Source organism: Salinibacterium sp. GXW1014 (genome assembly GCF_044769865.1).
Classification (GTDB): Bacteria; Actinomycetota; Actinomycetes; order Actinomycetales; family Microbacteriaceae; genus Homoserinimonas.
On sequence record NZ_JBIZWA010000001.1, the window covers coordinates 979,245 to 992,001 of the forward strand.

Genomic DNA, 12,757 nt, shown 5'->3' on the forward strand with positions numbered 1-12,757 from the left:
CCTCAACCCGAACTCTAAACAACTTTCTACACACATGGTGTGCACAGAAAAAGGCCAGATCAGCCCATCATTATCGGAGTAGATCCGCACTTTTCCCACAGGCCCATCCACAACTTGTGCACACGTCGCACGGCGTTTCTCCCCGGTTTCCCACAGAGTTATCCACAGGGTGGCTTGTGGCGCGGGATTGGGCTTCCTAGCCTTGGGCGGCGGGATGCACCCGACCCGTCACGAGGCAGTGCCACGGCACTGCCCCGCACCCGAAACATCCGCCCCCGGCTCCAAGGCGCGCCGAGGATGTCGGCCGTCTGCGGTACGACTGGGACGCAAGAGAACAACGAGAGGTGAACGATGTCCATAGCCCACCTGGGGCTGGCCGGCTCGTCGACCGAGAGACCCGACGACCCGCGCTCCTCCGAGCGCACCCCGCCTCACGATCTCCTCGCAGAGCAGAGCGCCCTCGGCGGCATGATGCTCAGCAAGGATGCGACGGCCGACGTCATCGAGTCGGTGCGCGCAGTGGACTTCTACATCCCCAAGCACGAGATCATCTTCGACGCCATCCTCAGCCTCTACTCGCACGGTGAGCCGACCGACGTCATTGCGGTCACGGATGAGCTGACGAAGACGGGACTCATCGGCCGCGCGGGAGGAGCCGAGTACCTCCACACCCTCACGGGCGTCGTGCCCACGGCTGCAAACGCCGGCTACTACGCCGCCATCGTCGCTGAGAAGGCGGTGCTGCGGCGTCTCGTCGAGGCCGGCACGCGCATCGTGCAGATGGGCTACGCCAGCGAGGGCGAGGTCGTCGACCTCGTCAACAACGCGCAGGCCGAGATCTACAACGTCACGGGCGGCGTCGAAGCCGAAGACTTCGTTCCCCTCACCGTGGCCGTCGAGACCGCGATCGACGAGATAGAGGCGGCCAAGGGCAGCGACGGCTCCATGACGGGCGTGCCGACGGGCTTCGCCGAACTCGATGACCTCACCAACGGCTTCCACCCCGGCCAGATGATCATCGTCGCCGCCCGTCCGGCGCTCGGTAAGTCGACCCTCGCGCTCGACTTCGCCCGCGCGGCCTCCATCAAGCACAACGTTCCCTCGGTTGTCTTCTCCCTCGAGATGGGACGCTCCGAGATCGCCATGCGCCTGCTGTCGGCCGAGGCATCCGTGCCCCTGCAGAGCATGCGCAAGGGCACCGTCGACTCGCGCGACTGGACCACGATCGCCTCGACTCGAGGCCGCATCAACGACGCCCCCCTCTTCATCGACGACAGTCCGAACATGACCCTCGTCGAGATCCGCGCGAAGTGCCGCCGGCTCAAGCAGAAGCACGGGCTCAAGCTCGTCGTCATCGACTACCTGCAGCTCATGACCTCGGGCAAGAAGGTCGAATCGCGCCAGCAGGAGGTCAGTGAGTTCTCGCGAGCACTCAAGCTGCTCGCCAAGGAGCTCCAGGTGCCCGTCATCGCCCTCTCCCAGCTGAACCGTGGACCCGAGCAGCGCCAGGACAAGATGCCAGCCATCAGCGACCTGCGCGAGTCGGGTTCGATCGAGCAGGACGCCGACATGGTCATCCTGCTCCACCGCGAGAGTGCCTACGAGAAGGAGAACCCGCGCGCAGGCGAGGCCGACCTGATCGTCGCGAAGCACCGTAACGGCCCAACCCGCACGGTCACGGTCGCCTTCCAGGGCCACTTCTCGCGCTTCACCGACATGGCGCCGATGTAGCGGTCGCAATGACCGACATCGAGATGGCGCCCATCGCCGCCGGCACCGTCATGATGCACGATGCGCGCCGGAAGGTGCGCTGGAGCGTGGACCTCGAGCCCTTCGAGATCGGCGTGTATCCCGTCACCGAGTCACAGCTCGGGGAACTGCTTGGCGAGACTGCCCACCACCCATGGCGGCCTGCCGTCGAGGTCAGTTGGCTCCGCGCCATCCGTTTCTGCAACGCGGCATCCGAGTGGGAGGGGCTTGACCCCGCCTACTCCGTCGACGGTGAGGATGTTGCGTGGCACGTCGACTCCGACGGGTACCGGCTCCCGACCGAGGCGGAGTGGGAGCACGCCTGTCGGGCCGGGTCGACGGGAGCGCACTACGGCCCGCTCACGGAGGTTGCCTGGACGAGCGCCGACGGGGTGACGAGTCCGCAAGCGGTGGGCGGGAAGCATCCGAATCTCAACGGGCTCTTCGACACCCTCGGCAACGTCTGGGAGTGGTGCTGGGACCTCCTCGACCCGGCGCGGTATGGCTCCTATCGCGTGTTCCGCGGCGGGGGCTTCGCCGACGATTCGTGGAGCGTGCGCGCCTCGGTGCGCCGGGGCGGAGCGCAGGGCATGCACCACGACGACCTCGGATTCCGTGTCGCCCGCGGCGGCTTCGACGCGACGGATGCCGCGCAGGGCTGGTCGGCGGCCGCCGACCGCGAGCGGGCCGTGCTCGACGGCCCCCTGCCGCCCGGTTGGACGCCGCTGCGCTGACGACCGCGCCATCCCTTGCAGGGAGTCCCCTGACAGGCCCTTGCAGGCTTGGTCGGATGGGACAAGCGTGGAGCCATGGACAAGGAGAATCGCGAAGACTTCGACAAAGACGAGGTGAAGGAGGTCGCGCCAGACGTGGACCCCGAGACCAAGACGGATGAAGAAGGCAGGCCCGTCGAGAACCCCTCCGGGTGAGGCGGACAAGGAGCCGAGCATGAGCGACAAGAACGAGAAGCCCGAGACCCCGGAGCACTTCGATGAGCCCGGGGACAACACGGTCGAGAACAGCAAGGACGAGATGGGCGCCGGCTATGGCGGGCCGGCACCCGTGAATCCGGAGGACGAGCAGGCGTAGCGCTCGGCCGGGGAACGCGGAGGAGTCCCAGTCGTGCGCCGGTAGACTGGCATGGTTCCCGCACGCAGGAAGAAGCCCCGTGTCATCACGCCAGAACCCGGCCACCGCCCAGGCCGTCACCGCCAGTTACTGGCCGGTGCCGCTCACGCGCGCCGTCGTTGCGCTCGCGGTGGGCCTCGCTGTGACGTTCCTTGCCGACCACTCCCCCCGCGTCGGCCTGATCGCGCTCGGCGTGCTCGGCCTTGCCGGCGGTCTCGTCATCGCGCTGCTGGGGCGCGGACGGGTCCGTGACCTCACGGCTTCCCGGATGCTGACGGGCCAGGGCGCGCTCTCCGCCCTCATCGGTGCGATCTCACTCACGCTCGCATTCACGGGCGCCGGCCTCGGTTCGCTGCTGCTGCTTGCGACGCTCTTCGCGGTGCTGACGGGCGCGCTCGAACTGTATGCGGGCATCCGCACCCGTCGCACGGTCGGCCGTGAGTGGATCACGGTGGGCGCTGGCACGATCGTCTTTGCGCTCGTGCTGCTGATCGCGCCCCTCGACAGCATCGCCGTCGTCGGATTCATCGGCGCCTACGGCATCATCCTCGGCGTCTACCTCATGATTGCCGCATTCTCACTGAAGTGGGCGCAGGGCGAGACTGCCGCCGCCCCACCCCCAAGCACAGGAGCAACACGATGAGCCAGCCGAGCCGCAAAGACGTCATGCGGCCCTACGAATACCTCGCGATCGCGGCCGTGCTGGCCCTCTTCTCGGGAATCATTGCCCTGGCCACGACGCGCGACCCCATCGTCGCGATCATCGGCTTCGGGGCCGTCTTCATCCTCGCCCTCATGACGCTTGCGCTCCTCGCCATGGCGATCAAGCCCGACGAGAAGGAACTCAGCGACATCGAGGACCAGGACCGCAAGCAGGGCCCGACCCTCCACTGAGCGGATGCGCATCCGCTCAGCGAGTTGAGTGCCGAGCCTCGGCGCTACCGCTCAGGGCGTTTGCACCGGTGCTCGACACTCGTGTCGAACTCAGCCCTTGAGTCGGTCGACCAGCGTCGAGGCGAGCCCCGTGTAGTCATGCGGGGTCAGGGCCCGCAGGCGCGCCTTCGCCTCGTCGCCGATGTCGAGCGCGTCGACGAACTTGACCAACTCTGCCTGGTCGACCCGGTTGCCGCGCGTGAGCTTCTTCAGCAGCGCATAGGGATCGCTGATGGCGCTGCGGCCGGCCGTGACCTCGGCGCGCACAACCGTCTGGATCGCCTCCGCGAGCACCTCCCAGTTGCCATCGAGGTCGGATGCGAGCCGCGCCTCGTTGAGGTTGATCTCGGCGAGCCCGCGCTGGATGTTGTCGATCGCGAGCAGGGAGTGGCCGAAGGCGACACCGATGTTGCGCTGCGTCGTCGAGTCCGTGAGGTCGCGCTGCAACCGTGAGGTCACAAGCGTCTGCGCGAGGGACTCGAGCAGCGCCCCTGCGAGCTCGAGGTTCGCCTCCGCGTTCTCGAAACGGATGGGATTGATCTTGTGTGGCATGGTCGAGGACCCCGTCGCCCCCTCGACCGGGATCTGCGTGAAGTAGCCCATCGAGATGTAGGTCCAGACATCCGTGCACAGGTTGTGGAGGATGCGACCCGCGTGGTTCATGGCCTGGTAGAGCTCGGCCTGCCAGTCGTGCGACTCAATCTGCGTCGTGAGTGGGTTGAAGGTGAGGCCGAGTCCCTCGACGAACTGCTGCGAGAGGGTGGGCCAGTCGAGGTTGGGCTCCGCGATCGCGTGGGCCGCGAAGGTGCCTGTCGCGCCGCTGAACTTGCCCAGGTACTCGACAGCATCGATGCGACGGATGACGCGGCGCAGGCGGTGCACGAAGACCGCAAGCTCCTTGCCCATCGTCGTGGGCGTTGCGGGCTGCCCGTGGGTGAGGGCGAGCATCGGCACGTCGCGGTGCTGCTCGGCGCGCGCGGACAGCGTGTCGACGAGGGTCGTGAGCCGCGGCATCCACACGTCTTCGACGGCCGCGCGCACCGTGAGCGCGTAGGAGAGGTTGTTGATGTCCTCGCTCGTGCAGGCGAAGTGGGTGAGCTCGGCGATGCTGTCGAGGCCGAGGCGGGTGAGCTGCGCCCGCACGTAGTACTCGACTGCCTTGACGTCGTGGCGGGTGACGGCCTCCTCGCGGGCGAGTGCGTCGATCGCCTCCTGGTCGAAGTCGGTGACGACGGCGCGCAGCGCGGCCTTCTGCTCATCGGCGAGCGGCGTCGAGCCGAAGAGTGAGCGCTCGGTGAGGAAGATCAGCCACTCAACCTCGACCTGTACGCGCGCCCGGTTGAGGCCCGCTTCGGAGAGGTGCTCGCCGAGGTCGCTCACGGCGGCCCGGTAGCGACCGTCGAGGGGGCTGAGGGGCTGGAGGGGTAGGGGGGTCATGAAACTCCTCGCCGGAGGGCCGGCTCTATCTGGCGGAACAGTGCCGCGCTTGCCTGATGGATCATCCTCAGCACCCTGTCGAACAGGGCTGCGTCGGAATAGTAGGGGTCGGGAACGTCGACGAGATGCTCGTCGGGGTCGAAGCTGAGCAGCAGGTGCACCTTGCTGCGGTCGGCGGGGGTCTGCGCCCAGTTCTTGAGGATGCGTTCCTGGCTTCGGTCAAAGGCGACGACGAGGTCGAGGTGCTCGAACCAGTCCGGGTCGAACTGTCGCGCACGGTGCGACGCCCCGTCGTAACCGTGCTCATGCATGGCGGTCAGGGTGCGCGAGTCGGATCGCTCCCCCACATGCCAGTCTCCCGTGCCGGCCGACATGACTGAGATGAGCGATTCGCACCCGGCTTTGCTCACGATGTCGCGGAACACGGTTTCGGCCATGGGAGAGCGGCAGATGTTGCCCGTGCACACGAAGCAGATACGAAAGAGCGCCGAATCGTCAAGTGGCCGCTCGAAGCTCATGCCGCTCATTGTCTCGCAGTTCTCGGCGCGCCGCAGCAGCGGCTTCCTCCCCAGGCGACGGATGTCTCGGCTCTCCCCCGCTCGCACTCCTCGGCATTCCAGCCCACCGTTCCCCCGGCAGGCTCGGGGCACGCCAACGACAGGGAGGACCCCGGTGGATCAGATCCTCGAACTTCAGAGAAACGCCATTGCGCACGAACTCCATCGCCTCGAGGAGGCGATAGCAAGCCTGCCAGCCGTCGCGCACGGCGAGTGGCTCGGGCCAGCCCACACCGCTTACTTGGCCTGGCTCGCGAAGGTCCATGGCGATGCAGGAGCGGTGTGCGACCGGTTGCGGATCGCCTTGGGTGCCGCGCGACAGTCCGTCGAGACCGCGGCCGGGTGCTGATGGTGTCCGACCTCACCGTCTCCGGGGGAGGCACGACGCGGGTTGCCACCGAGGAGCTCTCGGCCCACGCGGCCCAGCTGCGCGACTTCGCTCGGGCGACGCAGGGTGTGCGCATGCGCCTCGCGATGCTTGACGGCGCCATCAATCCGGGCCTGCTCGCGATGATCGATGCTCCCCGGTCTGCGGGGCGTGCGAATGAGATCGTCGACGATTGCCTTCCGTCACTGTGGTTCTCGGCGCTCGGTGCCGAAGCCCTCGCGACGGCCCTGGACGCGGCGGCGGAGGCCTACGGGATGGCGGATGCGGCAAGCGAGATCCTCCTGCGCAGCATGGCTGCCAAGCTGGCCCACACGGTGGGGCTGCTGTGGCCGTTCGTGCTCGCCGCGTCGACGCCACTTGCCATCTTCGCGGCGGGCGCGTGGCAGCGTGCTTCCGAAGAGCAGCGGCACGATGCCCTGGCCTGGGTCACCTCCCACAGGGGTCCGCTCAGCGACCCCCGATTCGTCGAGTTCGTGCGTCTCGCCGTCTCGAGTGCCGACGAGTTCGGTGCCGGAGCCGCAGGAATCCCGTGGGAGGTCACCGCCCTCCTCGGAGATGAAGCCCTCGGGATCCTGGGCTTCTCCACCACGGTCGCAACAGTGACAGGGATCGCGCGGATGACGGGGAACCTGACCGAGACACCCGTGAAGGTTGAAGCGCGTCCGGAGCAGACCGTCGACGCTGCCGGGTCGCTCGCCGCAATCGCCGAGCGTGTTCCCGAAGGGGAGGAGCAGATCCGCATCGAGCGTGTTGCCGTGCCAGATGGACCCGACGCCTACTTCGTTTATCTGGGTGGTACCCGCGACGGCTCCCTGCTCACTGGCGGGGAGCCATTCGACATGGCGAGCAACCTGGGAGCGCTCGCCGACGACTCGCGACTTGAGATGGGTGATGCGGGTTCGAAGCGCGCGCTCCACGCGGCGATGCTTGCGGCCGGAATAGGCCCGGAGAACCCGGTGGCGTTCATCGGCTACTCGCAGGGTGCGGCCGTCGCGCTCGACTCCGCCAATGACGAGATCTTCAACGTGAAGGCCGTGTACTCGCTCGGGGGGCCGACCGGGGAGATCACTGTGCCCGACGGTGTGACATACCTCGCGCTGGAGCACGAGGAAGACATCGTTCCCGCAGCCGGCGGCGTGCACCGCGACCGCGACACGATCGTGGTGCGGGCATCCGCATTCGACGGGGAAGAACCGAGAAGCGCGGGTCCCCTGCCCGCGCATGCCCTGGCGGAGTACCGCGAGACGTCAGTGCGGCTCGACAGCTCCCACGATCAGCGGGTGAGGGATTTCGCGGCGGACCTCCAAGGGATGCTCGGGGGTGCCATGGCCGTGGAATCTCAACTGTGGCACGCCCGGCGCGTGGCGCCGTGAACGGTCGCCTGTCTCAGCGCTTCGCGCTCTTGCCGACCGCCGGCCGCACGACGATCGAGATCAGCCAGCCGAGGAAGGCGAGCACGAGCGCGCCGAGCACACCCCACCAGAAGCCGTCCACGACGAGGCCGAAGCCAATCCCCTCGGAGATCCACGCCACGAGCAGGAGGAGCAGGGCATTCACGACGAGCGAGATCAGCCCGAGCGTGAGGATATAGAGGGGAAACGCGACGATGCGGATCAGGTTGCCGATGATGCCGTTGACGACACCGAAGATGAGGGCGACCAGCAGGAAGGTCAGCACGGTCGCCGTCGTGTCACCCGGCTCGAAGGAGACCACGTCGACGCCCGCCACGATGAGGGTTGTCAGCCAGAGGGCGAAGGCGTTGATGAGGAGCCGCACGATAAATCGCATGCGTCCACTATCCCAGTCGCCTCCAGCGCAGGCAATGAACCGCGAAGTCTGCCCGCGGCGAACAATAGAGTTGACCGCGTGACCAGCGCCGACAACACCCCCGTTCGCATCCGCCCCGAGATCCTGCAGGCCGTCGCCTACCAGCAGGGCAAGCCGGCGCCGGCGGATGCCTTCAAGTTGTCGTCGAATGAGAACCCGTACCCGACGCATCCGGCGGTCATGGCGGCGATCGCCTCGACCGAACCCAACCGCTACCCGGATGCCCTCGCGGGCGGCGTGCGCGCGAGGCTCGCCGAACGCTACGGCGTCGACCCGGAGCGGGTGCACGTCGGCTCGGGTTCCGTCGCCGTGCTGGCGCAACTCATCTCCACCGTTGCAGGGCCAGGGGATGAGGTGCTCTACGCCTGGCGGTCGTTCGAGGCCTACCCGGGGCTCGTGACGGTGGCCGGTGCGACGAGCGTCATGGTGCCATTGCGGGCAGACCAGAGGCACGACATCGACGCCATGATCGCCGCGATCACCCCGCGCACCCGCGCCGTGATCGTCTGCTCCCCCAACAACCCCACCGGGACCATCGTCACCCGCGAGGAGTTCGAGCGACTCATGGCCGCGGTGCCGGCCGACGTGCTCGTCATGCTCGACGAGGCCTACATCGAGTTCGTGAGCGACGACGCCGCCGTGCGCGGGCCGGAGTTCCTCGACCGGCACCGAAACCTGGTCGTGCTGCGCACCTTCTCCAAGGCCTACGGCCTGGCCGGGCTCCGCATCGGCTACGCACTCGGGGACCCCGTCGTGCTGGGTGCCGCCCGCACGGCCGCGATCCCGCTCTCCGTCACCGAGGCGGCACAGCGCGGGGCGCTCGCCGCCCTCGACCACGAGCGCGAACTCCTCGAGCAGGTGCGCGAACTCTCGGAGCGCCGCGACGAGGTCTGGCGACGGCTGGCCGAAATGGGAGCACCCGTGCCGCAGCCGCACGGAAACTTCGTGTGGTTCCCCGCTCCCGGCGCCGCGGCATCCGTCGCCGAGGTGTTCCTGCGCCACGGAATCGTCGCCAGGGCGCTCGGCGATGACGGCGTCAGAGTCACGATCGGCGAGGCCGAATCTGTCGAGAAACTCCTAAGTGCCGCGCGGGAGGTTGTGGAGAACCTAGCAACGGGGTCACAGGGGCCCGCGTTAGATTAGATGCTTGCCGCCCCCGGCGGCACACGCCGCCCGTCCGGAGCGGCACACGCACCGAAGCTCACGACACAAGGACAGCGAGGTCAGCGGCATGGCACAGACGGAAGACATGGTGCAGTTGCTGACCCCGTCGGGAGAACTCGCCACAGACGGCGTTGCCGCCGAGTACCTGCAGTACGTCGAGGCGCTCAGCGATGAGGATCTCCGCGGATTCCACCGCGACATGGTCAGGAGCCGGGCCTTCGACACGGAGGCGGAGAACCTCCAGCGCCAGGGCCAGATGGCACTTTGGCCGCCGAACCGTGGGCAGGAGGCCGCCCAGGTCGGTTCCGCCCGCGCCGCCCGCCGCCAAGACCACATCTTCCCCGCCTACCGCGAGCACGCCGTCGGCATGATCCGCGGCCTCGACCCGCTGAAACTCATCGAGATGATGCGCGGCAACAGCCACGGCGGGTGGGACCCGGCCGAGACCGGCAACTTCCACCTCTACACGCTCGTGATCGGCTCGCACGCCCTCCATGCGACCGGCTACGCCATGGGCATCGGCCTCGACGGCAAGACCGGCACGGGGGATGCCGAGCGAGACGAGGCGGTCATCGTCTACTTCGGTGACGGCGCCACCTCGCAGGGCGACGTGAGCGAGGCCTTCGTCTTCGCCGCGAGCTACCAGACGCCGCAGGTCTTCTTCATCCAGAACAACCAGTGGGCGATCTCGGTGCCGGTCAGCGTGCAGTCACGGATTCCCCTCTACCTCCGCCCCCGCGGCTTCGGCATCCCGAGCGTGCAGGTCGACGGCAACGACGTGCTCGCGAGCTACGCCGTGTCGGCAAAGCACCTCGACGACGCCCGCGCCGGCCGTGGCCCGAGCCTCATCGAGGCGATGACCTACCGCATGGGCGCACACACGACCTCCGACGACCCCACGAAGTACCGCACGAACGATGAGACGGAGTCGTGGCGCGCCCGCGATCCGATCACGCGCTTCGAGGCCTACCTTCGCGGCCGCGGCGAGTCCGATGCCTTCTTCGCGAGCATCGCGGAGGAGGCCGCAGACCTGGCGGCGGATGTGCGACGCCGCACGCTCGAGCTGCAGGCGCCACCGGCATCCGTCGCCTTCGAGCACGTCTACAGCGAGCCCCACCCGGTGACGCAGTCGCAATATGAGTGGCTGCGCGAATACGAGGCATCCCTCGGAGGTGACGCATGAGTCAGCACGGCACCATGACCGACAAGGGGGCGGATGTCGCGACCCTGACGGAGCGCGACATTCAGGAGCTTCCCCTCGCCAAGGCCCTCAATGCGGGCCTGCGCAAGGCGATGGAGGACGACGAGCGCGTGCTCCTCATGGGTGAGGACATCGGGCCGCTCGGCGGGGTGTTCCGCGTGACGGAGCACCTGCACCGTGACTTCGGGCCGAAGCGCGTCATGGACACGCCGCTCGCGGAATCCGGCATCATCGGCACCGCGATCGGCCTCGCCATGCGCGGCTACCGGCCCGTGTGCGAGATCCAGTTCGACGGCTTCATCTTCCCCGGCTTCGACCAGATCACGACCCAGCTGGCCAAGATGACGAGCCGCCACCAGGGCGCCGTCACGATGCCGGTCGTCATCCGCGTGCCCTACGGCGGCCACATCGGCGCGGTCGAGCACCACCAGGAGAGCCCCGAGGCCTACTTCGCCCACACGGCCGGCCTCCGACTCGTGAGCCCCAGCACTCCCCACGACGCCTACTGGATGATCCAGGAGGCCATCGCGAGCAACGACCCCGTGATGTTCTTCGAGCCGAAGAGCCGCTACTGGCACAAGGGCCCCGTCGACCTCACCTCCAATGTCGCCGCCCTGCACTCGAGCAAGGTCGTGCGCACGGGTGAAGACGTGACGCTCGTCGGGCACGGTGCCATGGTCAATGTGCTCATGCAGGCGGCGGAGATCGCGGCGGGCGAGGGCACGAGCATCGAGGTCGTGGACCTGCGCTCACTCTCCCCCATCGACTACGCGCCCATCATCGAGTCGGTGCGCAAGACGGGCCGGCTCGTCGTCGCATCCGAGGCGCCCGGCTTTGTCAGCATCCCCTCGGAGATCGCCGCGACCGTGACCGAGCAGGCCTTCTACTCGCTCGAAGCGCCCGTGCTGCGGGTGTCGGGCTTCGACGTGCCCTTCCCGCCGGCCAAGCTCGAGACGGCCTACCTGCCCGACCCCGACCGCGTGCTCGAAGCGGTCGACCGGGCGCTCGCATACTGAGCCCGACAGACAAGGACACCACCGTGAGCACCTCCGAATTCCTCCTCCCCGATGTCGGGGAGGGCCTCACCGAGGCAGAGATCGTGTCGTGGAAGGTCAAGCCGGGCGACACCGTCACGGTCAACCAGGTGATCGTCGAGATCGAGACCGCCAAGTCGATCGTCGAGCTGCCGTCGCCCTTCAGCGGCACGGTCAGCGCCGTGTTGGTTGAGGAGGGCATGACGGTCGATGTCGGCAGCCCGATCATCCAGGTTGCGACGGGCGCCGATGCCGAGCAGCCCGTCGAGACGGCGGCGACGGATGCCCTCGCCGAGACGGTCGCCGACACGGCGCAGACGATTTCCCGCGAGAGTGCGGGTGAGGGCTCCGGCGCGGTGCTCGTCGGCTACGGCGTCAAGGGCCAGGTGAACTCGCGGCGACGTCGGGCAACGGGGGATGCCGGTTCGGCACCGCTGAGGGCGTCACGCGTGCCGGCTGCGGCCGCGGCATCCGTCATCGCGAAGCCGCCCATCCGCAAGCTCGCAAAGGACCTCGGCGTCGACCTCAGCGAGGTGAACCCGACGGGACTCGCGGGCGAGATCACGCGCGACGACGTCGTGCGGCAGGCATCGCAGGCGAGCGTCTTCCGCAACATCGCGACACCCGCGTGGGGCGAGGAGCGCGAGGAATACATTCCTGTCAAGGGCGTGCGCAAGGCGATCGCGACCGGCATGGTGCAGAGCGCCTTCACGGCACCGCACGTCGGCGTCTTCGTCGACGTGGATGCGACCCGCACGATGGAGTTCGTCAAGCGGCTCAAGAACTCCCCCGACTTCGCGGGCATCAAGGTCTCCCCCATGCTCGTCATGGCAAAGGCGATGATCTGGGCGGTGCGGCGCAACCCCACCGTCAACTCGACCTGGACCGATGAGCAGATCATCGTGCACCACTACGTCAACTTCGGCTTCGCCGCGGCAACCCCGCGCGGCCTCGTCGTGCCCAACATCAAGGACGCCCAGGAGCTTTCGCTGCGCGACCTCGCACAGGCCATCGAGTCGATGACGAACATCGCGCGCGACGGCAAGCTGCAGCCCTCCGACATGGCGAACGGCACCATCACCGTCACCAACATCGGCGTCTTCGGCATGGACACGGGCACGCCCATTCTGAACCCGGGCGAGGTCGGCATCGTCGCGCTCGGCACGATCAAGCAGAAGCCCTGGGTCGTCGACGGCGAGGTGCGGCCCCGCTACGTGACGACACTCGGGGCAAGCTTCGACCACCGGGTTGTTGACGGGGATGTCGCGAGCCGATTCCTTGCTGATGTCGCGAGCATCATCGAGGAACCGGCCCTGCTGCTCGACTGAACCGCCGCCGG

Annotated in this window: 14 protein-coding genes; 11 read left to right on the forward strand and 3 right to left on the reverse strand. The window is 67.8% G+C overall.

The annotated features are described in order from the left end of the window. Positions 1-351 precede the first annotated feature (351 nt). From dnaB to ACIQK7_RS04910, 5 genes are all read left to right on the forward strand, one after another. Positions 352-1,731 (forward strand): replicative DNA helicase, encoded by a 1,380-nt coding sequence (gene dnaB, locus ACIQK7_RS04890; protein WP_403021849.1) that lies wholly within the window; start codon positions 352-354, stop codon positions 1,729-1,731. 8 nt (positions 1,732-1,739) lie between these two features. Continuing rightward, positions 1,740-2,483, forward strand: a complete 744-nt coding sequence (locus ACIQK7_RS04895; RefSeq protein WP_403021850.1) for a formylglycine-generating enzyme family protein — start codon at positions 1,740-1,742, stop codon at positions 2,481-2,483. Positions 2,484-2,697: 214 nt separating this feature from the next. Beyond that, entirely contained in the window at positions 2,698-2,838 is a 141-nt protein-coding gene (locus tag ACIQK7_RS04900; RefSeq protein ID WP_403021852.1) for a hypothetical protein, read from the forward strand. A 79-nt stretch (positions 2,839-2,917) separates the two neighbouring features. After that, a complete protein-coding gene (locus ACIQK7_RS04905) occupies positions 2,918-3,520 on the forward strand; it encodes a hypothetical protein (protein WP_403021854.1) in 603 nt (200 codons plus the stop codon). After that, a complete protein-coding gene (locus ACIQK7_RS04910) occupies positions 3,517-3,771 on the forward strand; it encodes a hypothetical protein (RefSeq protein WP_403021856.1) in 255 nt (84 codons plus the stop codon). The genes ACIQK7_RS04905 and ACIQK7_RS04910 overlap by 4 nt, the downstream gene beginning before the upstream one ends. A gap of 90 nt (positions 3,772-3,861) precedes the next feature. Here ACIQK7_RS04910 and purB read toward each other — a convergent pair whose 3' ends face one another. Beyond that, positions 3,862-5,247 (reverse strand): adenylosuccinate lyase, encoded by a 1,386-nt coding sequence (gene purB / locus ACIQK7_RS04915; RefSeq protein WP_403021858.1) that lies wholly within the window; start codon positions 5,245-5,247, stop codon positions 3,862-3,864. Beyond that, positions 5,244-5,765, reverse strand: a complete 522-nt coding sequence (locus ACIQK7_RS04920) for a low molecular weight protein-tyrosine-phosphatase (protein WP_403021859.1) — start codon at positions 5,763-5,765, stop codon at positions 5,244-5,246. Before ACIQK7_RS04920 ends, purB begins: the two co-directional genes overlap by 4 nt. 154 nt (positions 5,766-5,919) lie before the next feature. Between ACIQK7_RS04920 and ACIQK7_RS04925 the strand changes: the two genes are divergently transcribed. Then, positions 5,920-6,153, forward strand: a complete 234-nt coding sequence (locus tag ACIQK7_RS04925) for a hypothetical protein (RefSeq protein WP_403021861.1) — start codon at positions 5,920-5,922, stop codon at positions 6,151-6,153. Positions 6,154-6,155: 2 nt separating this feature from the next. Then, positions 6,156-7,565, forward strand: coding sequence for a hypothetical protein (locus ACIQK7_RS04930; protein WP_403021863.1), 1,410 nt, complete (start codon positions 6,156-6,158; stop codon positions 7,563-7,565). A 13-nt stretch (positions 7,566-7,578) separates the two neighbouring features. Here ACIQK7_RS04930 and ACIQK7_RS04935 read toward each other — a convergent pair whose 3' ends face one another. Further along, a complete protein-coding gene (locus tag ACIQK7_RS04935) occupies positions 7,579-7,980 on the reverse strand; it encodes a phage holin family protein (protein ID WP_403021865.1) in 402 nt (133 codons plus the stop codon). A gap of 78 nt (positions 7,981-8,058) precedes the next feature. On the opposite strand from ACIQK7_RS04935, the gene ACIQK7_RS04940 reads away from it, so the two are divergent. From ACIQK7_RS04940 to ACIQK7_RS04955, 4 genes are all read left to right on the forward strand, one after another. Next, positions 8,059-9,162, forward strand: coding sequence for a histidinol-phosphate transaminase (locus ACIQK7_RS04940; protein ID WP_403021867.1), 1,104 nt, complete (start codon positions 8,059-8,061; stop codon positions 9,160-9,162). A gap of 88 nt (positions 9,163-9,250) precedes the next feature. Then, on the forward strand, positions 9,251-10,366 hold the full coding sequence (locus ACIQK7_RS04945) for a thiamine pyrophosphate-dependent dehydrogenase E1 component subunit alpha (protein ID WP_403021868.1): 1,116 nt from the start codon (positions 9,251-9,253) through the stop codon (positions 10,364-10,366). 14 nt (positions 10,367-10,380) lie between these two features. Further along, positions 10,381-11,400, forward strand: a complete 1,020-nt coding sequence (locus ACIQK7_RS04950) for an alpha-ketoacid dehydrogenase subunit beta (RefSeq protein ID WP_403023982.1) — start codon at positions 10,381-10,383, stop codon at positions 11,398-11,400. A gap of 23 nt (positions 11,401-11,423) precedes the next feature. Beyond that, positions 11,424-12,746 (forward strand): dihydrolipoamide acetyltransferase family protein, encoded by a 1,323-nt coding sequence (locus ACIQK7_RS04955; RefSeq protein ID WP_403021870.1) that lies wholly within the window; start codon positions 11,424-11,426, stop codon positions 12,744-12,746. Positions 12,747-12,757: the final 11 nt, after the last annotated feature.